At 26.8% G+C, this 21,632-nt stretch carries 19 protein-coding genes; 8 read left to right on the top strand and 11 right to left on the bottom strand.

Annotation, left to right across the window (positions count from 1 at the left end; translation table 11 throughout):
• Positions 1–8: 8 nt before the first annotated feature.
• The 4 genes from PG913_RS00160 (at position 9) to PG913_RS00145 (ending at position 3,331) form a co-directional block, all read left to right on the top strand.
• Positions 9–1,025 carry a sugar phosphate nucleotidyltransferase gene (locus PG913_RS00160; RefSeq protein WP_271231085.1) on the top strand — a complete coding sequence of 339 codons (1,017 nt, stop codon included), beginning with the start codon at positions 9–11 and terminating at the stop codon, positions 1,023–1,025.
• Positions 1,026–1,104: 79 nt separating this feature from the next.
• Positions 1,105–1,989 (top strand): tetratricopeptide repeat protein, encoded by an 885-nt coding sequence (locus tag PG913_RS00155; RefSeq protein ID WP_271231084.1) that lies wholly within the window; start codon positions 1,105–1,107, stop codon positions 1,987–1,989.
• A 24-nt stretch (positions 1,990–2,013) separates the two neighbouring features.
• Positions 2,014–2,784, top strand: coding sequence for a DUF4292 domain-containing protein (locus tag PG913_RS00150; RefSeq protein WP_271231083.1), 771 nt, complete (start codon positions 2,014–2,016; stop codon positions 2,782–2,784).
• A 133-nt stretch (positions 2,785–2,917) separates the two neighbouring features.
• Positions 2,918–3,331 carry a murein hydrolase activator EnvC family protein gene (locus PG913_RS00145; RefSeq protein ID WP_271231082.1) on the top strand — a complete coding sequence of 138 codons (414 nt, stop codon included), beginning with the start codon at positions 2,918–2,920 and terminating at the stop codon, positions 3,329–3,331.
• On the opposite strand, the gene PG913_RS00140 is transcribed toward PG913_RS00145, so the two are convergent.
• The gene (locus tag PG913_RS00140; protein WP_271231081.1) at positions 3,288–3,935 is read right to left on the bottom strand and encodes a hypothetical protein; all 648 of its coding nucleotides are present in this window, start codon (positions 3,933–3,935) and stop codon (positions 3,288–3,290) included. The genes PG913_RS00145 and PG913_RS00140 overlap by 44 nt on opposite strands.
• Here PG913_RS00140 and PG913_RS12965 point away from each other — a divergent pair.
• Both PG913_RS12965 and PG913_RS00135 read left to right on the top strand, forming a co-directional pair.
• Entirely contained in the window at positions 3,850–4,212 is a 363-nt protein-coding gene (locus PG913_RS12965; protein WP_408648511.1) for a murein hydrolase activator EnvC family protein, read from the top strand. The two genes, PG913_RS00140 and PG913_RS12965, sit on opposite strands and share 86 nt — an antisense overlap.
• A gap of 10 nt (positions 4,213–4,222) precedes the next feature.
• Positions 4,223–5,257, top strand: coding sequence for an AI-2E family transporter (locus tag PG913_RS00135; RefSeq protein ID WP_271231080.1), 1,035 nt, complete (start codon positions 4,223–4,225; stop codon positions 5,255–5,257).
• A gap of 81 nt (positions 5,258–5,338) precedes the next feature.
• Here PG913_RS00135 and PG913_RS00130 read toward each other — a convergent pair whose 3' ends face one another.
• Positions 5,339–5,857, bottom strand: a complete 519-nt coding sequence (locus tag PG913_RS00130; RefSeq protein WP_271231079.1) for an acyl-CoA thioesterase — start codon at positions 5,855–5,857, stop codon at positions 5,339–5,341.
• Positions 5,858–6,020: 163 nt separating this feature from the next.
• On the opposite strand from PG913_RS00130, the gene dprA reads away from it, so the two are divergent.
• Positions 6,021–7,124: a DNA-processing protein DprA gene (dprA, locus tag PG913_RS00125; RefSeq protein ID WP_271231078.1), complete on the top strand. Its 1,104-nt coding sequence runs from the start codon at positions 6,021–6,023 to the stop codon at positions 7,122–7,124.
• 12 nt (positions 7,125–7,136) lie between these two features.
• A complete protein-coding gene (locus PG913_RS00120; RefSeq protein ID WP_271231077.1) occupies positions 7,137–8,222 on the top strand; it encodes a hypothetical protein in 1,086 nt (361 codons plus the stop codon).
• Here PG913_RS00120 and PG913_RS00115 read toward each other — a convergent pair.
• The 9 genes from PG913_RS00115 to PG913_RS00075 form a co-directional block, all read right to left on the bottom strand.
• Positions 8,219–9,076 carry a DMT family transporter gene (locus tag PG913_RS00115; RefSeq protein WP_271231076.1) on the bottom strand — a complete coding sequence of 286 codons (858 nt, stop codon included), beginning with the start codon at positions 9,074–9,076 and terminating at the stop codon, positions 8,219–8,221. The two genes, PG913_RS00120 and PG913_RS00115, sit on opposite strands and share 4 nt — an antisense overlap.
• Positions 9,066–9,341: a metal-dependent hydrolase gene (locus PG913_RS00110; RefSeq protein ID WP_271232181.1), complete on the bottom strand. Its 276-nt coding sequence runs from the start codon at positions 9,339–9,341 to the stop codon at positions 9,066–9,068. The genes PG913_RS00115 and PG913_RS00110 overlap by 11 nt, the downstream gene beginning before the upstream one ends.
• Positions 9,265–9,627, bottom strand: coding sequence for a metal-dependent hydrolase (locus tag PG913_RS00105; protein WP_271231075.1), 363 nt, complete (start codon positions 9,625–9,627; stop codon positions 9,265–9,267). Before PG913_RS00105 ends, PG913_RS00110 begins: the two co-directional genes overlap by 77 nt.
• Position 9,628: 1 nt before the next feature.
• The gene (gene mfd, locus PG913_RS00100) at positions 9,629–12,961 is read right to left on the bottom strand and encodes a transcription-repair coupling factor (protein ID WP_271231074.1); all 3,333 of its coding nucleotides are present in this window, start codon (positions 12,959–12,961) and stop codon (positions 9,629–9,631) included.
• A gap of 94 nt (positions 12,962–13,055) precedes the next feature.
• Positions 13,056–15,140: a hypothetical protein gene (locus tag PG913_RS00095; RefSeq protein ID WP_271231073.1), complete on the bottom strand. Its 2,085-nt coding sequence runs from the start codon at positions 15,138–15,140 to the stop codon at positions 13,056–13,058.
• 6 nt (positions 15,141–15,146) lie between these two features.
• Entirely contained in the window at positions 15,147–15,617 is a 471-nt protein-coding gene (locus PG913_RS00090; RefSeq protein WP_172504962.1) for a hypothetical protein, read from the bottom strand.
• Positions 15,618–15,619: 2 nt separating this feature from the next.
• On the bottom strand, positions 15,620–16,735 hold the full coding sequence (locus tag PG913_RS00085) for a trypsin-like peptidase domain-containing protein (protein WP_172504963.1): 1,116 nt from the start codon (positions 16,733–16,735) through the stop codon (positions 15,620–15,622).
• 5 nt (positions 16,736–16,740) lie between these two features.
• Positions 16,741–17,790 (bottom strand): ComEC/Rec2 family competence protein, encoded by a 1,050-nt coding sequence (locus PG913_RS00080; RefSeq protein WP_172504964.1) that lies wholly within the window; start codon positions 17,788–17,790, stop codon positions 16,741–16,743.
• 174 nt (positions 17,791–17,964) lie between these two features.
• Entirely contained in the window at positions 17,965–21,618 is a 3,654-nt protein-coding gene (locus PG913_RS00075) for an AAA family ATPase (RefSeq protein WP_271231072.1), read from the bottom strand.
• Positions 21,619–21,632 lie beyond the last annotated feature (14 nt).

The raw sequence follows: 21,632 nt of genomic DNA, 5'->3' as shown, positions 1-21,632 counted from the left end.
AAAAAAATATGAAAATTATAGTTCCAATGGCAGGAATCGGGTCTCGTTTAAGACCTCATAGTTTAACTACTCCAAAACCATTAACAGTTATAGCTGGTAAACCAATTGTACAACGTTTAGTTGAAGATATTACTGCGGTAGTAAATCAACCTATTGATGAAATTGCTTTTATTATCGGTACAGCTGCCAAAGGATTTCCTGCGGATACAAAAGATAAATTAATAGCAATTGCTGAAAGCTTAGGTGCTAAAGGTTCTGTATTTATTCAAGAAGAAGCTTTAGGAACTGCGCACGCTATTTATTGTGCTAAAGAAGCCTTAAACGGATCTTGTGTAGTGGCTTTTGCTGATACTTTATTTAAAGCTGATTTTACTTTAGATGCTAACGCTGATGGTGCTATTTGGGTAAAACAAGTAGAAGACCCAAGCGCTTTTGGTGTGGTAAAATTAAAAGATGGTTTTATTACTGATTTTGTTGAAAAACCAAAAGAATTTGTTTCTGATTTAGCAATTATCGGAATTTATTATTTTAAAGATGGTGATAAACTTCGCGAAGAAATTAAACATTTAATTGATAATGATATCAGACCTTCTGGTGAATTTCAATTAACAGAAGTTTTAGAATCTTTAAAACAACAAGGTGCTAAATTTATCCCTGGAAAAGTAGATGCTTGGATGGATTGCGGTAAAAAAGATCCAACGGTTGATACTAACAAACAAGTTTTAGGTTTTGAACAAGCCGATGGTAACAATTTAGTTTCTGATGATGTTGTTTTAGAAAATTCAGAAATTATTCAACCATGTTATGTTGGAAAAAATGTAATTTTAAAAAACACTAAAATAGGACCTTATGTTTCTATTGGTGAAAATAGTATTGTTGAAAATTCAACGATTGTAAATTCATTAATTCAAACAAATGTTCGTATTTCTAATGCAACCTTAGATAATGCAATGATTGGTAATCATGCCAAATATAATGCTAATTATACATCAGTAAGTATAGGTGATTATACAGATCTTACATAAAAAGAACCACCCAAAAAAAGGAAAGACAATAGTACAACACGTACTATTGCCTTTCTTCTTGTTGTTATTTTCATTTATTTTGAATGCTCAAAATAGTGTTGTTCCTACAATGGCTATCAGTGAAAAAGATAATATTGCATTTCAAAACGATTTTTTTAAAGCACTTTCTCAAAAAGCACTTTTTAATCATAAAAAAGCAATTGAATATTTAGAAAACTGCAATCAATTACGCCCAAATAACGAAGCTGTATTTTTTGAACTTTCTAAAAACAATTTAAAACTAGCAAGAAGTATTGAAGCTTTAGAATATATTGAGTTAGCTTTAAATATAGCACCCGATAATTTATGGATGCTAGAACATAAAATTACTATTTTAAAAAGAATTCCTGATTTTAAAGAAGCAATTAAAGTACAAGAAAAAATTGCAAAAACACATCCGAAGAAAAAACAAGAATTAGTCTATCTTCATTTACAAAACAAAGATATTGTTACAGCAAAAAAGGTTTTATCAGAATTAAAAGAAGCTAAATTATTAAATCCAACACTTCGAAGAATTCTAAAAAAAATAAATAATAACGCTGTTAACGTTAAAAAACAACCAAAAAAACTAGTAAATACTGATTTACATGCTATTTTTGAAAAAGAAAAATCATTTACCAGTTTAAAACCTTTATTGATAAAATTAGCTGTAAATAAGCATCCTGATTTATTAAAATATAGTTCGCAAGGCTTAGCTTTGTTCCCTGCTCAACCTTTTGTTTATTTAATGAATGCTAAGGCTCTTAATAATAATAAGCAACACAAAAAAGCATTACAAAGTTTACAAAATGGTATTGATTTTGTAATTGATAATCCTAAAATTGAAGCAAAATTTTATTTAGAAATGGCAAGTGCTTATAAAAGCTTACACAATGTTAAAAAAGCAAACACTTTTAAAAACAAAGCAGCTAAAATTTTAAAATAATTTTTCTTCACCACTATAACATTTATGAAGTATTTTGTAATATTAAGTATCTTATTTTTAAGTTTTACATCTTGTAAATCAAGTAAAAATTTAACAGGTAATTCGACAACAATTAAAGAAATATCTGCAAGAAGAGTCGCAAAAAAACACGTTGCAGCTAATTTTGATGAAAAAAATATTGATGCCCGTTTAAAAGTAAATTATAGCACAACTAAAGAAAAAGTAGGTTTTTCTGTTAGAATGAAAATAAAAAAAGGAGAAGTTATTTGGCTGAAAGGTGTTAAATTTATTACCGTTTTTAAAGCCAAAATTACACCTACAAGAGTGCAGTTTTATTCGCCATTTTATAAAAATTATTTTGATGGAGATTTTTCTATGCTTAAAAAATTATTAGGAACAGATATCAATTTTGAACAATTACAAAATATGCTTTTAGGGCAATCGTTATTAAATGTAAAATCAAAAAGACAAGAAGTTGTTATTACTGAAAAAGCATATCAACTTTCGCCTAAAAAACAATCTGAGTTATTTGATATATTCTTTCTTATAAATCCGATACATTATAAACTGAACAAACAATCGATTGTAAATTCAGCAAAAAAACAGCGTTTAGATATTAGATATCCTAGCTATTCAAATAAAAATAACATCTTATTTCCTGAAAAAATAAAGATAAACGCAAAACAACATAAACAAGTTACTGCTATTGATATTACAACTCGTTCGGTTGATTTTAACACCAAATTAAATATTGATTTTAGAATGCCAAACGGCTATAAAGAAATTAAATTATAATGAAAAAAACTGTTTTATATATCTCATTTTTATGCTTTGTTTTGGTTAGCTTTTCTTCTTTTAGTCAAGAAAGGAAAAGCCTTGAAAAAAACATAAAAAGCTAAAAAATGAAATTAAGCAGATTAATAATTTATTGTTTGAAACCAAAAAAGAAAAAGGAAATGCCTTAGATGATTTAAAAGATTTAACTCAAAAAATTGATACAAGAGAACGTTTAATTAAAGTTATTGAGTTAGAATCTAAAAAAATATCAAAAGAAATAAGTGCAAATCAGAAGCAATTAAAAACTTATAATAAGCAACTTAAAAGCTTAAAAAAAGAGTATGCTGATATGGTTGTGAAAACCTACAAAAGCAAATCTCAACAAAGTAAAGCCATGTTTTTACTATCTTCTGAAAGTTTTCATCAGGCATATAAGCGTTTAAAATATATGGAACAATATAATGATTATCGCAAAAAACAAGGAGAAGCAATCATTATAAAATCAGATGAAATTAAGAAAGTTAATAATGCCTTAATCCAAAAGAAAAAAAGAAAGAACTATTAATTTCTGATGAAAAATCACAAAAATCAGAAATTGAAACGGATAAAAAAGCACAAGAAACTTTAGTTACTAAAATAAAAGGAGAAGAAAAAAAATACAAACAAGATTTACAAACTAAAATAAAAGAAGAAAAACAAATTACCGCTCGTATCGATAAATTAATTTTATATGAAATTGCTAAAGCCAATGAAAGAAAAAGAGCAATTGCAAAAGCAAGAGCACTAGCAAAAGCAAAAGCTTTAGAAAAAGCCAGAAAATTAGCACTAGCAAAAGCTAGAAAATTAGCAAATGAACTTGCTGATAAAAAAGAAAGAGATATTGCGCTAAAAAAAGCAAAAGAACTTGCTGAAGAAAGAACAAAAGAGTTAGAAATTGCAAAGAAAAAAGAAAAGGAAAAAGAGCTCGAAATAAAAAAAGAAAGCAAAAAAACAACAAATACTTTTGTTTTAGATGATGATGAAAAAGAATTATTACTAAATTTTGAACAAAATAAAGGTAACTTACCTTGGCCTGTTAAAGGAATTATTACACGAAAATATGGAGTACAACCACATCCAACATTTTCAGGAATTAATATTAATAGTCCAGGATTACATATTGTTACCAAAGAAAATACCGATGCTAAAAGTATCTTTAACGGTAAAGTTCTTGCTTTACAATCACAATCAGGAGGTAAAAAATCTGTATTAATACAACATGGTAATTATATATCGGCTTATAATAATCTTGAAAAAGTTTACGTAAAAAAAGGAGATATCATAAAAACTGGAGAAAAAGTTGGAAAAGTTTTTACCGATAAAGTATCAGGAAAAACCAAGTTACTTTTTGTATTATTTAAAAATACCGAAAAATTAAATCCTGCAAAATGGATAAATACTAAATAATAATACCACATTGAAAAATTCCGCAAATTTCAGCATTATTATTGTTGTTATCATAGCTGCATTGGTTATCGGTAAAGGGATATTAATTCCGTTTATTTTTGCCTTAATTTTTTGGTTTTTAACACGAGAAATACGAAAAACTATTTATAAAATACCTTTCGCAACTAAATTTATTCCTATTTGGTTGAGTAATATTTTTGTGTTTACTTTTATTATTTTGAGCTTTAGTTTTATGTCAGAAATAATAACTAATAGTATTACTAATTTATCAACATCTTATTCAAAATATGAACCTAATATTGGTGCTATTATAAAAAAATTAGATGCCTATTTTAATATTGATATTATCAAATTAGTAAAATCTTTTATAGGTGATTTTAATTATGGATCGGTTTTAGGAGATATTGCAAACGGAATTAGTAGTTTGTTAGGAGATACTTTTATGATTATTATTTATGCTTTATTTATATTTTTAGAAGAAAGTAGCTTTAAAAAGAAACTAATTAAAGTATTTGAAGCAAAAGGAAATAAGTTTACCAACATGCAATCTATGATTGCTAAAATAGAATTTTCTGTTTCAAATTATCTTAGACTAAAAACCTACGTAAGCTTACTTACAGGTATTTTAAGTTATATCGTTTTACTATTAGTAGGCGTAGACAGTGCGCCATTTTGGGCTTTTTTAATTTTTTTATTAAACTATATACCAACTATTGGTTCTTTAATAGGAACTGTTTTTCCTGCTATTTTTAGCCTTATACAATTTGGTGAATTTCCACCTTTTTTAATTGTACTTGCCGCTGTTGGGTCTATTCAAATAATTGTTGGTAATATTATTGAACCTAAATTATTTGGGAAATCGCTAAATTTAAGCCCACTAGTAACGATATTATCGTTAGCTATTTGGGGTAAAATTTGGGGCGTTACAGGAATGATTTTAAGTGTACCAATTACCGTAATTATGATTATTGTGTTTTCTCAATTTGAAAAAACAAAAACAATGGCAATTTTTTTATCTGAAAATGGCGAAATAGATGAAATATAAAAACTTTAGTCTTTTAAATAAGACTAAAGTTTTCAAGGTATTTGAGGAATTATAAAAAATTTATTAAGATTTTCAGTAATATTATTCTTCTCCTAAAAATAATGCTTTTAATTCGGTTGCTTCTTTCGGATCTAATTTACCAGCCAAAACTAAACTTAATTGTTTTCTACGTAAAGCACCATCGAAACGTTTCTTTTCTAACTCTGTTTCTGGTGTAATTGAAGGAACAGGTACAGGTTTTCCTGTTTCATTTACAGCAACAAATGTATAAATACCTTCATTAACCTTTGTTCTTTCTCCTGATTGACGGTCTTCAGTCCAAACATCAACATATACTTCCATTGATGATCTAAATGCTCTTGAAACCTTTGCTTCCAATGTAACAACACTTCCTACAGGAACTGATTTTGTAAAAGCAACATGATTAACTGATGCAGTAACCACAATTCTTCTTGAATGACGGCGGGCAGCAATACTACAAGCTCTATCCATACGTGCTAATAATTCTCCTCCAAAAAGATTATCTAAATAATTTGTTTCTCCTGGTAAAACAAGGTCAGTAAGTACTGTTAATGATTCTATAGGTGTTTTAGCTGTCATCAGTTAAATTTTAATGCAAAGATATATATAAAGCTAATAAATAATACAAGAGTTAAATCAACTTTATTTTTTAAGGTTATACCTCCTTAAAAGTAGTTGTTTCTGTTTGTTATTTAATCTTATTAATAGTATTTTCACACATTGATAATCAAAACATTACCACATGAATTCTGAGAAGTTATTAGCTATTTTACGTCTACAAGCAACCAAAAATGTAGGTGATATTTTAGCTAAAAAATTAATTACAGCTACAGGTAATGTTGAGCAAATATTCAAAGAAAAAGCAAGCACTCTATATAAAATAAACGGAATAGGAAATCATATTATACAACAATTATTAAATACTGAAAACTTAAAAAAAGCTGAAAAAGAGTTTGATTATATCATCAAAAATAACATTCAATATTCTTATTTTTTAGATGCCGATTATCCTCAAAACTTAAAAAACTGTATTGATGCTCCTATTCTATTTTTTAAAGATGGAAATATCAATTTGAATAGTCAAAAGATAATTTCAATTGTTGGTACTCGAAAAATCACCACTTATGGACGTGATTTTTGTAATCAACTTATAACTGATTTAGCAGTACATAACCCAATAATTATAAGTGGTTTTGCATATGGTGTTGATATTTGTGCACACAAAGTAGCCATTGAAAATGATTTACAAACAGTTGGAGTTTTAGCCCATGGATTAGAAATGATATATCCGAATACACATAAAAAATACTGTACAGAAGTAACTAAAAATGGTGGATTTATTACTGATTTTTGGCATGAAGAACAACCACTACGTGATAATTTTTTAAAAAGAAATAGAATTGTTGCTGGACTATCAAAAGCTACTATCGTAATCGAATCCGCAGGAAAAGGAGGCTCACTAGTTACTGCCGATATTGCAAACTCTTATAATAGAGATGTTTTTGCAGTGCCAGGTAGAACTTATGATACTTACAGTAAAGGCTGTAATAACCTTATCAAAAACAACCAAGCACATTTATTAAATAGTGCTGATGATATTATAAAAATGCTTAATTGGGATGTTACTTTATCAAAAAATATAGCTACTATACAAAACCAATTATTTGTTACCTTAAACGATTCTGAACAAAAAATACACGATTATTTATCAAAAAATGGCAAACAATTATTTGATGTAATTGCCTATAAATGTGAAATTCCTGTTTATAAATTATCATCTTTAGTACTCGAAATGGAACTTAAAGGAGTTATTAAGCCTTTACCTGGTAAACTGTTTGAGGTTTAGTATCTTTGAAACATGGCTGAAGAAAGATTAATATCTCAAAGAAAACCTGCATATCCTGTTAATAAAAAATTAGGACTTTATTTAAAAAGACATAATAGAACCATTCAAATACCTATTTTTTATGATGATTTATTACGTTATCAGGGTGCTATAACAGTCTATGATAAATATGATAATGATACTTTATGGGTACGTGTTTATTACAATGAATTTGAACGTGAAGAAATAGATTTCAGTTTAAAAAAAATATATAATATTTTACATTCAAACGGTTCAGATGCAAGTATAAAACATTTAAATATTGATGCTGTAGATTTCTGTACTTTTGGAAACTCTCAGCCATTTAGAGTAAAGGTTCGTAATATTTTAAATGATAATTACACTTACTTTTACGTTAAAAAAACAGATGCTTCTCGTATTTATGGATTAGAATTAGAAGATATTTTATCACCTTATAATTTGAACTTTTTAGTTTATAAAGACACCTTAATTGAAGAACATATTTCAGGAATTCCAGGGGATGTTTTTATCAAAAATTATTTAGATGATTGTTTAGAAATTGAAAAAGCGCAAATAGCCAAAGAGTTTGTAAAGTTTAACGAACGTTGTATGATTCGTTTGTTAGGCGATATGCGTTCGTATAATTACGTGGTTGTTCCTACACATGATTTTGAAAATGTGGTATATAAAATTAGACCTATCGATTTTGATCAACAATGTTATGAAGGTAAATTTAAAGTCTATTACCCGCAGTTTTTTAAAGAAAATTTAAAAATGGTGCAATTAGTAGCCCAAAAATTAACATCCGATTCTATTGAACAATATCAACTAGAAGAACGTTCAATTGTAGCAAAACGAATTTTAGGTTCTCGTTCTCGTTTAAGCAGATTAGTTACTGCAATGAAATCAGATACCATTTCTATCCCTAAAAATATAGAAAAACTAAAAACCGAAATTTTTGATTTTACAGGTGACATAAATTTTAGAGATAGTGATGGTATGGGACAAATATTAGAAAATGCACTAACTTTTGTTCGTAGAAATTATGAAGATGTAACGCTTAAAAGTATTATAGAACAACAACAAAAACCGTATTAATTTTTACTTCGGATACTTTCAATAACTACCGTTGCTAATATTAATGAACCTCCTATAAAAGTATTCCATGTTGGTATTTCATTTAAAAAGATAAATGCCAAAATAATTCCGAAAATAGGTTGTACACTACTAATAATACTAGATGTTGAAACTGTAAAAAACTGTAAAGAATGTACCATTAAACTATGCCCTATTGCCGTGGTTAAAAGTGCCAATAATAACACATATGGATATTGATTTGTAAAACCTGAAACATCCATAAAAAACAATACTGGTAACAAACAAATCGTAATAATTAAAGTTTGATAAAACATCAACATTGTTCCGTTATATTGAATTACATATTGCTTTAACATCAAAATTCTGATAGCATAAAACAATGCCGAAAGTAATCCGAATAAAATCCCTTGAACATTGGAACTTTCTAAATTAAATTCAGGAGCTAAAATATAAACGCCTAGCAAAACCATACAGCCCAAAACAAGATAAATCGGATTAAATTTCACTTTTAAAAACAAGGGTTCTAAAAAAGCAACCATCACAGGAAAAGTGTATAAAGAGAGCATTCCAATAGCAACACTCGATAATTTTAAGGCATAAAAATAAGTAATCCAATGAGCAGCCATAAAAATTCCGCTAATAATAAACGGAAAAATATGTTTGCTTGATTTTATAGTTAAATCAATTTTTTTAAACTTACAAAAAGCAAATAAAATTAGCATCGCAAAAACTGAGCGAAACCAAATAATTACTTCAGAAGGCATCGCTATATATCTTCCTAAAACACCTGATGTACTTATAAATAAAGTTGCTAATAATAAACCAGCTAAATTTTTAGTATGATTATTCTCCATTGTTTATTTTTAATTTTGTTGATTTTATTCTTTTAAAATATTGAATAATTAATACATATAAAACACTCGGAATTCCTATCCAAAGGAACTCACTTTTTAATACTTTAATACCTCTTTCACCAAAAAAACGTTCCACACCAATGGGGGAAACTTTTATAGGTCGCCACGGAAAAAAATAACGTGTCGTATCAAAAGGAGAAAAAAATGCAACTCCTAAACCTCCTGTTGTTAAAGCATCTAAAACAGCATGAGATGCTGTACATATTGTAAAAAAATATAAAAGTTATTCCTTTTTTAGACACTAAATCTTTTCTGTAAAAAATAGTTGTAATTAAAACCCCAATAATTAAAGCAAAAAGTAACGAATGCGAAAATCCTCGATGTCCCCAAAAACTTTCATATTTAATTCCAAAGCTAAAACCGATTACATCAGCATCTGGTAATACCGAACAAATAACGCCAAGTAAAAGAAACTTCCAATTTACTATTGTTTTCGAAAACCCTTTTCCAAGTGCTAAAGCAGCAATTGCATGACCAAATATTGATGCCATATTATATTTTTTGTAATAAATTTAAAGCTGTTTTTACCGAATCAATTCGAATAAAAGTAACTAATAATCTTTTTCCATTTTTAGTATCTTTCTCTTTCATTACACAACTTTTCGGATTTTGTTGTACATATTGTAACGTCTTTGTAAACGCTTCGGTTTCATAAAATGAACTTTGTTGATCAGATATAAAATATCCTAATAAGCGTTTTTGTTTTAATATGATTTTTTCAAGTCCTAACTCTTTCGCCAACCATTTTATGCGAACGCTGTCTAATAAATCTTGTACTTCTGGCGGATATTCGCCAAACCTATCAACAATTTGACTTTCAAATGTTAATAACTCTTCTTCTTTTGTTAAGTTTCCTAAATCATTATATAAACTTAATCTTTCAGTTACCGAATTTACGTAAGCATCAGGAATAAGAATTTCAAAATCTGTTTCAATTTGTACATCTTTTACATATTCTTTCGGTGTATTTTCATCCGTAACATATAATTCTTTAAACTCATTTTCTTTCAATTCTTCAATAGCTTCTTGTAGTATTTTCTGATAAGTTTCAAACCCAATATCATTAATAAATCCGCTTTGTTCACCTCCTAATAAATCTCCAGCTCCACGAATTTCTAAATCTTTCATGGCGATATTTAAACCGCTTCCTAATTCTGAAAATAATTCTAAAGCCTCGATACGTTTTCTCGCATCAGTAGTCATCATATGATAAGCTGGCGTAATAAAATAACAGAACGCTTTTTTGTTCGAACGACCTACACGACCACGCATTTGGTGTAAATCTGACAAACCGAAGTTATTCGCATTGTTGATAAAAATAGTATTGGCATTTGGCACGTCCAATCCGCTTTCAATAATGGTGGTTGATACCAATACATCAAACTCATTATTCATAAAACCGAGCATCAATTCTTCTAACTTTTTACCTTCCATTTGTCCATGACCGATACCAATTTTAGCATTCGGAACTAAACGTTGTAATAAACCTGCTACTTCCTTAATATTTTCGATTCTATTATGGATAAAAAACACTTGTCCTCCACGAGAAATTTCATAAGAAATAGCATCTCGAATAGTTTCTTCGCTAAAGCGGATGACATTGGTTTCAATAGGATGACGATTTGGTGGTGCTGTTTTTATTACTGATAAATCTCTGGCTGCCATCAAACTAAATTGTAGGGTTCTTGGTATTGGCGTGGCTGTTAAAGTAAGCGTATCTACATTTTCTTTGATGGTTTTTAACTTGTCTTTTACGGCAACTCCAAACTTTTGTTCTTCATCAATAACTAACAATCCTAAATTTTTGAATTGCAGTTTTTTATTAGTTAATTGATGCGTTCCGATTACAATATCTACACTTCCATTTGCAACACCTTCTAAAACAGTATTTCGTTGTTTTACCGTTCTAAATCGATTTAAATAATCAACCGTAACAGGAAAATCTTTTAAACGCTCGGTAAAAGTTTTAAAATGTTGAAACGCTAAAATAGTTGTAGGCACTAAAACAGCTACTTGTTTTCCGTTATCGACAGCTTTAAAAGCTGCACGAATTGCTACTTCTGTTTTTCCAAAACCAACATCACCACAAACCAATCTATCCATGGGTTGCGGTTTTTCCATATCATTTTTCACATCTTGAGTTGATGTAAATTGATCAGGCGTATCTTCATAAATAAAACTTGCTTCCAACTCATGTTGCATATGCGTATCAGGAGCAAAAGCGTAGCCTTTTTGTAATTTTCTTTTAGCGTATAATTGAATTAAATTAAACGCAATATGTTTAACTCGAGCCTTTGTTTTTTGCTTTACTTTCTTCCAAGCACCCGAACCTAATTTATATATTTTAGGTGGTTTTCCATCTTTTCCGTTAAACTTTGAAATTTTATGTAACGAGTGAATACTTACATATAAAATATCTCTATCGCCATAAATTAACTTAATTGCTTCTTGTTTTTTTCCTTCTACATCAATTTTTTGAAGCCCGCCAAATTTTCCAATTCCATGATCGATATGTGTTACATAATCGCCAATTTCTAATCTGGTAAGTTCTTGTAAAGTGATGGATTGCTTTTTTTCATAGCCATTTTTTAAGCGAAATTTATAATAACGCTCAAATATTTGATGGTCAGTATAACAAACAATTTTATTTTGATTATCAACAAATCCCTGATACAAAGGAAAAACAATGGTTTCATAAGATACTTCGGCATCATTATCATCAAAAATATCATGAAAACGTTGTGCCTGTTTATCGTTAGAACAAAAAATATAATTGGTAAATCCTTTTGCTGAAAATTCATTAAAATTCTGAATTAACAAATCGAATTTTTTATTAAAAGATGGCTGTGCAGTTGTATCAAAAGTAATATTTGTTACATTTTTGATACTAGATTTACTCATATTTACCGTAGTAAATTGTTGTAATTCTTGTTGAATTAAAGCACCATCACAAAATAATTCGGATGGTTTCGAACGTTTTATTTCTTTTGATAATTCATCAAATGAAAGTTCAGCTTTTTTAAAAAACGTATCTAAATTTGTTTTGATTGTGGTTATATCTTTTACAAAAATTGCTGTTTTAGCCGATATATATTTTAAAAAACTTTCTCTATTTTCTTGTAGCCCTTTGTTTTCTACATTGGGCATAATACTTATTTTTTGATGTTTTTCTTTTGATAATTGCGTTTCCACATCAAAAGTTCGGATGCTTTCTACTTCATCGCCAAAAAACTCCATTCGATAAGGTTCATCATTCGAAAATGAAAAAATGTCAATAATTCCACCACGAACTGAAAAATCACCAGGTTCAGTAACAAAATCTACTCGATTAAAATGATATTCAAACAATACTTCGTTTACAAAATCGGGAGATACATTTTCGCCAACTTTAATTTTTAAAGTATTTTTATCGAGTTCTTTTTTGGTGACTACTTTTTCAAACAACGCTGTTGGATATGTTACAATAACAGCGGGTTTTCTTCTTGAATTAATTCGATTTAAAACCTCTGAACGCAACAAAACATTGGCATTATCGGTTTCTTCAATCTGATAAGGTCGGCGATACGAACCTGGATAAAACAACACATTTTTATCCCCTAATAATTGCTCTAAATCGTTTAAATAATAAGCTGCTTCTTCCTTATCATTAAAAATTAATAAATAGGGTTTTTCGGCTTTTTTAAAAGTTTCAGAAATAACAAAAGACAACGAAGAACCAACCAAATTCGATATTTGAAAGTGGTTTTGTTCTTGTTGAAGCTCTTTAACAATCTGTTTGATAGTATCAGATTGTTGGTAATGGTTTACAATCAATTGTTTGCTCAACGTACAAGTATTTTATACAAATATACGTGGTTTATTTTTTTGAGTGAAACTCATTTTAAAACATAGACCTACATTCGATGAATTGCTTTATTTACTATTTTGTAAGTTTTTGTATTACTTTATTTGTTTTATCTAATTCAATTAAATGATAATTCTCACTATTTAAATCTTCTGTCAATATTTTAATTTCTAATTTTTCTTTATCATTAATTTCTTTATCTATTGAAGTGAAAATAATTATTTGTTTATTTTTTATCTCTGAAGACTCTTTAAATAAAGATTTCAAACTACTAATATTAGTTCTATGCTGACCAGGTTCATCAAAAATAACTAAACCAGGATGATTACTTCCTACTTCAAGTAATGATAAGGTATAAGCCCAAATATTCCTTACAAAATCAGAAGCAGAAGAATTTATCCTAATTGATTGAGGTATTTCTGATTTATAAGCTCTATAAACAGGAAAGTATTTAAATGGTTCTTTTCTATTTATAGATATTTTCCATTTATCAGAATTACTGTCGTAACCAAATTTATAAAGCAAGTTTTTATATTTTTTCTCAAAATTAATTAATTTATTTTCATCTTCAATTTCAGAATCATTTAAATTTTCATACGCATTTTTATTATTTATATATTTATTTAATAAATCAATTAATTCATTTTTTAATTCTGTAATCTTTAGTTCTAAAAATAAAAGATTTTCAATTTCTTTTTCTAGTTGTAATTTTTTTAAAATTTCAGCTTCTGAAAATGTTCTATCATCTGCAATTAAATCTCTTGATAGTGATTTTATTAAAGATTCTTTTTGTCTTAAATTTTCTTTAAAATACTGTAATAGTAATTTTTTTTCTGATGTCGAAACCTCTAATGACTTTGAAGACGTTTCAATCATTTTTTTTTGCCCTTTTAAGAAAGCTATATTTTCTTCAATACTTAATATCGGTATCTCAATATCTGTATTTGAAAGTAAATCTGTTGATACAGTTTGAGAACATGTTGGACAATGATTTCCTTTTTTATTTAGAATATTTTTACTAAATACTTTTTTTAAATTATTTTGATCTAGAATTTCTTTAGTTATTCTTTCAAACTGTTTCTTTAAATTACTTAACTGAATATTTTCAACAGCCAATTTGCCTGCAAAATCCTTAATGTATTCTTTTAATTTAAAATATTCTTTCTCTTTTTCTTGATACTTTACAAGTAGTTCTTTTTTATTCTTTCCAATTTTAGATATCGGTTTATTTTTTAAAGTATTAAATGTGTTTTTTTGAGATTTTAAATATTTATCTAGTGAAATTTTTTCAGTTTCTGAAACTGAAAATAAAATATGTATATCATCAATTTTAGACCTATCTACCGTCAAATTATTTGGCAATTCATTAAACGATCCATTAAATTGTTTAGATATAATATCGAAAGATTTAATCGTTTTAATCCATTTTTCTGATAGTTGTTTCTCTTCTTTTGATAAAACATCTTTTTTAGTTGAAAGCTCTAATTCATTAAGGTTTAATAAAAACTCAACATTTTTTTGTTTAGCACTTGGTATACCAAAAAAAGGCATTGTTGCAAAAAAATCAGACCAGCCTTTTGTTTGTTCAATAAACATTGTAGAAAAAATAATCTGTAAATAAAGAGGACTATAATCATTCACCTTTGATGTATTGCTTACAGTTGGTCTATTAATATTACAAAAATTAGCTAACCAGACATAAAATCCATTTTCACTTTCATTGTTACCTGTACCATTAACAAAATAGTCCTCAGAAATAGTAGATTCCTCTGATATTTTAACATTAATTAAATTAGGTTTTAACTTTTCTTTACCAGCCTTAATATTTCGAGTTAAAATTGCAATTACTCCATTGTTCTCAATTTCTAAAATAACTCTAGAACGAATTATTTTATGATTTATATCTTCGCCTTTTTCTGATTTAATTGTAAATTCATCTTTGAGAGCTTTATCTAAAGCTTTTTCATTATGACCTAATAATAACTCTTCCATTCCTAAAGCATAATAAATACAAGAATTTATTGTGGTTTTTCCTTTTGAATTATGCCCAGCAACTATATTTAACCCTATATTAAATTTATAATCAAACCCATAAATTTCTTTGGGAGAACTTTTTTCATTAGATAAAATTTCAGCTCTTAATCTATTTATTTTTATCATATTTAGTTAAATAAGTGTCCATTTTTTATTTGCATTAATAATTCTACTTTTAGGAATTGTACCTAATTCTTTAATTTTTATTATATCTTTTGTAAATAAATTAAAATCATCTATTTTTTTTAAAATATCCTCTCCTTCATTCGTTATATTTATTTCTAAACTATCGGAGTATTTACCTTTCATTATAATTGATTTTTCACAAAAATTATTTATATAACAAAGTGCTAATATTTTATCAATTCCAATTTCAAAAGACCAAGGTGTAATAGTTTGTCTTCTTTTTTTAGAAAAATCATATAAAACTTGATAGTTTGATTCTGTTCTTAATCCCCAAAAAACTAAATGAATTAATTGTATTGATGCTTTTTTTCTATTGGAACAATACTTAACTATTGCGAGTAATATTATTAATTTATAATAAGCATTATGTCTTATTGGTTCAGAAATAGCTTTTGAAGTTAATTTAATATCAATCATTATTATCTATTTTCAAAATTTAAAGAACAATCTAATAACCATTCAATTATTTGGAAATCTGCTAAATCTAATTTTATGTCATTAGGAATAACTTTTTCAAGTTCATATTTTAGTTGATTCTTTAATTCTCTTTTCGTTTTTCTTGCTTCATTATTATCCTTTACAAATTTAGAGGAATATTCCTCTTCAACATCATCCTGAAATTTATTTACAATATTTTTAAAACTCTTATGTAATTCAGGGCTTTTAGCATCTAAATCATAAATATTTTCTTGTAAAGAAAGATGTTTTATAAGTTGTTTTTGTGTGTTTTTATTTGCTATTTCTTCTGTATCATAAATTACTTTGTTTTTTCTTTCTAAATTCTCAAAATTACCATTATTCAATAATTTATAATTTTCTAAATCTTTTATTGTCTTTTCCTTTTCTAAGTTTTCTTCCCATTGTTTTAAAAAATCTATATCAGACATATTATGAAAATGTTTAAATACCTTAGATAAGTTTTTTATCGAACAACAATTAATATCATCATTCCAAGCTGTTTCTGTATTAACAGCATTTAGTATTCCTATTAGAAAAAGTTCCTTGTTTTTTATTATATACACTCCACTACCCGAAAGTCCTTGAGCAACAAACTGACCCTCATTACCCCCTTGATCAAATGTGCCATCAATATTAATTTGAAAATTTAATTTATCATTTGATATTTGTAAAATCTTTCCTTCAAATGGTCTAAATTGATTTTTATAAACCCCTTGATAACCATAAAAAATAATATTTTCTTTTTTAATAAAACCATAGCCTAATTTGACTGCTTTTAAATTATTTACTTCTTCAATAAAATCAATTTCTAATAGAGCCCAATCCTTATACTTTTTAGGACTATTATCTACTATTGAAAGAACATCAATATTTTTAAATTCAGAATTATAACCATCTTGAGTTTCAATATAAATGTCCTTTATATTCGGTAAAGAATCACCAAGACAATGAAATGCGGTTAGTACATAATAATTATTGTCATTAACTATAATTACACCACTTCCTTGATTTATATTTTTACCTTCTTTTTTTATAGTTATTCTAACACACGATTTTTCTAAAATATCAGTTATCATATTTTTTAGAATTTATTTTTATATTCAATTTTCCAATTGCCTTTTTCTAAATCGACTTCTGTTATAAAATCACCTATTTTATTTTTAATATCTTCTAAAGAATAGTTTGTAAAAATAGAAACTTCATTATCAAAATTTCTAGCTGAATTATAAACAATTCTAGCAATTGTTTCTCTTGATGGATGTTTATGATTACTCGAACCACCATTAGTAGATATAATAAAATTTGGACAATTAATTAATTCTAATAAACTACTAGAAGTATTGTTTTTACTACCATGATGAGATATTTTTACATAATCACAATTTAGTTTATTAGTGACTGTGTAATTTAACGCCTTTAATTCTTCTTCAATTATTTCAGCTCTTGAATCAGCAAGGAATAATATTTTTTTATCTAAACAATCTAAAATGAAAGAAATTGAAGAAGCATTTACAATATCACTTTTTATAGGACTATTAGGTTTAAAACTTGTTTTACTCAACTCTTCTAAGCAAATATTATAAGAGTCTGTAATATTTTTAGATGATATATTTTCTTTTTGTTGTTGATTATTAGGTTTTAACTGCTCCCATTTATCATATAGTGAACTTAATATTTCTTTTGTAGGAGATAGAATTTTGAATTTTATTCCCTGCAAATTAATTTCTTTATCCTCATTTGTTATATTTCTAACTCTAACTTTTGGTTTTTTCTCTAAAATGAGTTTCTTTAAATCACTCCCTTGTTTAAAACTAATTAATTCACCTGCATTTATATCAAAAAGTTCTGGATGATTTACCCATATTTCTTCTATTTCTATTTTATCAATAATAGAATTTTTGAATAATTTTATTAAACCACCTATATGGTCAGAATCAATATGAGTCAGGATTAATAAATCAATTTTAGTAATACTTTTTAATTCTTGTTTTAAAAAATATTTAAATGTAGAAGACGTTCCTCCATCTAACAAAATAATAAACTCATTGTTATCAGAAGTATACGTTTTGATTAAAATACAATCTCCGTTATATGCTTTTAAAACTGAGAATTCTGTGATTTTTCTTTTCATTCTAATTTTTTTATAAAAACATACTATTATATAATTTATTAAGAGTATATCTATTTTTTAACTATACATCTCCACCATTAAACAATGCAAAACACATCGTAAATGAAGAGTTTTTCCTTCTTCAATTTTTCACCTATAAAACTACACAATTATTTAGATAAACCACCAACCACATTACACAACCCCCAAAACACTCACCCCATTACTTTTTTTGGTAATTTGTATTTGTGTCGGAATACGTTCTTTCAGGTTTTCAACATGCGATATAATCCCAATCATTTTTCCTTGTGCTTGTAAAGTTTCTAAGGTTGATATTACCGTTTCAAGCGTGTTGCTGTCTAAAGTTCCGAAACCCTCATCAATAAAAAGCGAATCAATTTTCACATTTTTACTCGCCAAATCCGATAATCCTAACGCCAAAGCCAAACTAATAATAAACTTTTCGCCACCACTCGAAGTATCTACCAAACGAGATTGGTCAGTTTGATAATGGTCAATTAAATTAAAATTAAGCTCTTCTTTTGGCTTGTATAAATCTTCCATTTTTAACGAATAACGCTTGTTCAATTTACGCAAATGCGCATTGGCGAGGTCTAATAAATGCTTTAAAGTTAAACGTTGCACATACACATTAAACGCATCTTTTGAGTTCCCGATAATTTTAAATAACTCTTTCCAAACGTTACAAATTTTAGTTTGCGCATCTATTTTTTGATACACTTCTTTATTTCTATCTTCTATTTCTTTGTCTTTTCTAAAAGCCTCTGATATTTTACCTTTTTCAGTTAAATTATCTTTATTTTCTTGTTCAAAATCGGCTAATTTTAGTTTGCTATCTTCCTCTGAAATTTCAAAATTCTTAAAGTTATTTAAAGATTCTTTTGCTTTTATATTCTCTTCTTTTAGTGTTTTTAATTCAACTTGTTTTTTGTTGATTTTCTCTTTATTCTCGCTAAATTTTAAAATATCTTCTTTCGATAACAAAGCCTTTTCAATCGCTTCTTTCGATTCAAAATCACTATTTTTAAGTTGCTTATTAAATTCAACATTTAAGTTTTCTATTTCTTCCGATAAAACTTTTAAATCTTGATTATTTTTAACTTTTAACGCTTCTTTTACCGATTTTTCTTCTAATATTTTTTGAACATCTTTTTTACTTTCTTCCAATTTTCTTGAAGCTTCTTTACATCTTAATTGTAAATTTTCACGCTTTTTTTCCACAGTAATTTCAGATGGTAAAATACTATTTCGTTGTTCTTTTAAAAGCTTCGTATTATTTTCAGATGCTGATTTTTTTTGAAGAAACTCATTTTGCGTTTTTGTATAATTTTCTACTTGTTTTTTAGTATTTTCTAAATCAAGATTATTTACTTTTTCTTCGGATTTTAAAGCCTCTAAATTTTGTTGAATTTTTAAGTATTGAGTAACAGATTTTTCAATATTTTCGATAAACAAATCCGCCTGATTTATAGCTGGTAATTCGTACTTAAATTGGGCTAAATTAGTTTTTAAAGTGTTTTCTAACTTATTGCAAGTAATCGTTAATTCAGTCGTTATTTTACCTTTGGATGTTATTTCTGCTGTTGCATTTTTATTTTTTTCTGTGAGTGTTGCAACTTCTGTTTTAAGTGTATTTACTTCGTTTTTCTTAAATTCAATTTTTTTAGATAAACTATCTTTCTCAATTTGTAATTCTTGTGCTACTTTTAAATTTTGAGTAAGTACTTTTATTTTTTCTGATATTGAATTTAATTCAAAATCAATTTTAGAAATATTTGTTAAATCACAATCAATATTTAAACTTGTTGCTTTTAATTTTAAGGTTTTTACAACCTCTAAAATTGAATTTAGTTGAGTTTGTAGAGCTTCAATATTTGTATTTAATTGTGTTTCTTTTATCTTTAAAGCTACTTTTGATTTTTCTAAATTTCTTAAAATATTTTTTCTTTCGATAAGTATTTTTTCAGATTCTGAAATCCCAATAACTTCCAAATTTTCTGTAAACGGATGTTCTTCTGAACCACATAAACCACAAGGTTCGCCTTTTTTTAATTTTTTACGGTCGGCCTCGTAATTAGCAATACTTTTTTCTAAATTCAGAATTTTCTCGGCATCTTTAACTGATATTTCTTGTTTTGAAATATTATTTTCAAACTTTTCAATTTCTAATTTACAATTGATTAATTCCGTTGAAAAAGTAGTTTTTTGAGTTGTTTTTTCAATTTTTTCTTTCTCATTTTTCAGAATTTCTTCGGATAAACTTTTAAATTCTTTCCATTTATTTTCTGATGATGAAAGTATATTTTGATTTGCTAATAAATCAGTAATATTATTTTTTGATAATTTCGAGTTTACATCTAAAATTTCTTTTTCAAGCTTTTCAATTTCGATATTTTCTTTAGATAAAAAATCAGTTTTTTCTTTTAAAGATGTCTTTGTTTTTTTTACTTCTTCATTTTTTCCATCAATAAAAAAAGCATTTTCTTTTAAAGTTTTTTCATATGATTTTAAAGTAATTAAATCTGAATTCCAACTAGAAATATGATTTTTAACTTCTAATAAAAATTTATTTTCAGTTAGATTTTTTTCATCAATTTTAATGTTTACTTTTAATTTTTCTAAATCAGATTTTAGCTTATTTTTTTTAGTTTCAAAATTTGTAATTTCTTCTTTTAACTCATTTAATTTTTCAGATGATTGAAAAGTAATATCAATTTCATTTCTTAATTGAGCATCTAATTTTGTAATTTCATCAAATTTCGGCAACCAAATTTTAAATTCTTTATCTGTATTTTCTAAAGCTGTTGTTTCGTTTTTAACTTGATTTTTTAAAATTTCAATTTTAGGTATAAGCTCTTTTAATTCCTTTTCTATTTTTTCAGCTTCATTCTTTTTATCAAAAATATTTTTCTCATTTCTTTTAAAATTTTGAATCAATTCTTTAAAAGGAGATGCTTTTTCATCTAAAGATAATAAACTTAATTCTTGTTTATAATCATCAATAAAAAGAGAAAGTTTTTCAGTTTCTTTTTCAAGAACTACATCTTTATCAAGTAATTTTTGATAATTTATATACCAATTAATAACAGCTGTAATTTTTGCTATTTCTTGTTCATTTTTAGCAATATCGGTTATTAAAACTGCTGATTTTTCTGATAACTCTTCTTTTTCTTCTTTAGATAAAATATCATCAGCATTAATTTTTGCTTTAATTATTGCTAATTTTTTTTCTTCGGATGATTTTCTATTTAAAATTTCTTCGCCAATTTTTTTATAGATTTGTTCGCCTGTAATTTGCTCTAATAATTTTCCTTTTTCAGGACCTTTTGCTGATAAAAAAGATGCAAATTCACCTTGTGCCAACATTACAGAACGTAAAAATTGATTGTAATCTAATTGCGTTACGTTTTCAACTTCTTCAATATATTTTCTTTTTTGAGTTGCTATTATTTTCTCAGTCGATAAGTTTTTTAAACTAACTGTTTCAATAGGATTTTTTAAAATAACTCCTGCTTTATTTGCTAATCGTATGCCCCAATATCCTTCATAAATAAAATTATTATTTTCGAAGGTAACACAACTAAAAGCATCATTTGCACCATGACTAACAACATCAATTAAAGTTCCTTTTGTACCTTTAAAACGAGGAATATTATGATACAAAGCAATTGTAATAGCATCTAAAATGGTCGTTTTTCCTGCTCCTGTAACTCCTGTTATAGCATATAAACCAACGTCTTTAAATTGCTGATTTTCAAAATCGATAACAATTGGAGTTTCTGATTTTAATGAATTTATATTTTGTAATACTATCTTTAAAATTTTCATAACAAATAAAGAAT

It is taken from the genome of Tenacibaculum pacificus, assembly GCF_027941775.1.
Lineage (GTDB): Bacteria > Bacteroidota > Bacteroidia > Flavobacteriales > Flavobacteriaceae > Polaribacter > Polaribacter pacificus_A.
Note: the sequence above shows the minus strand (reverse complement) of the source record. Positions and strands in the feature narration are given on the sequence as shown.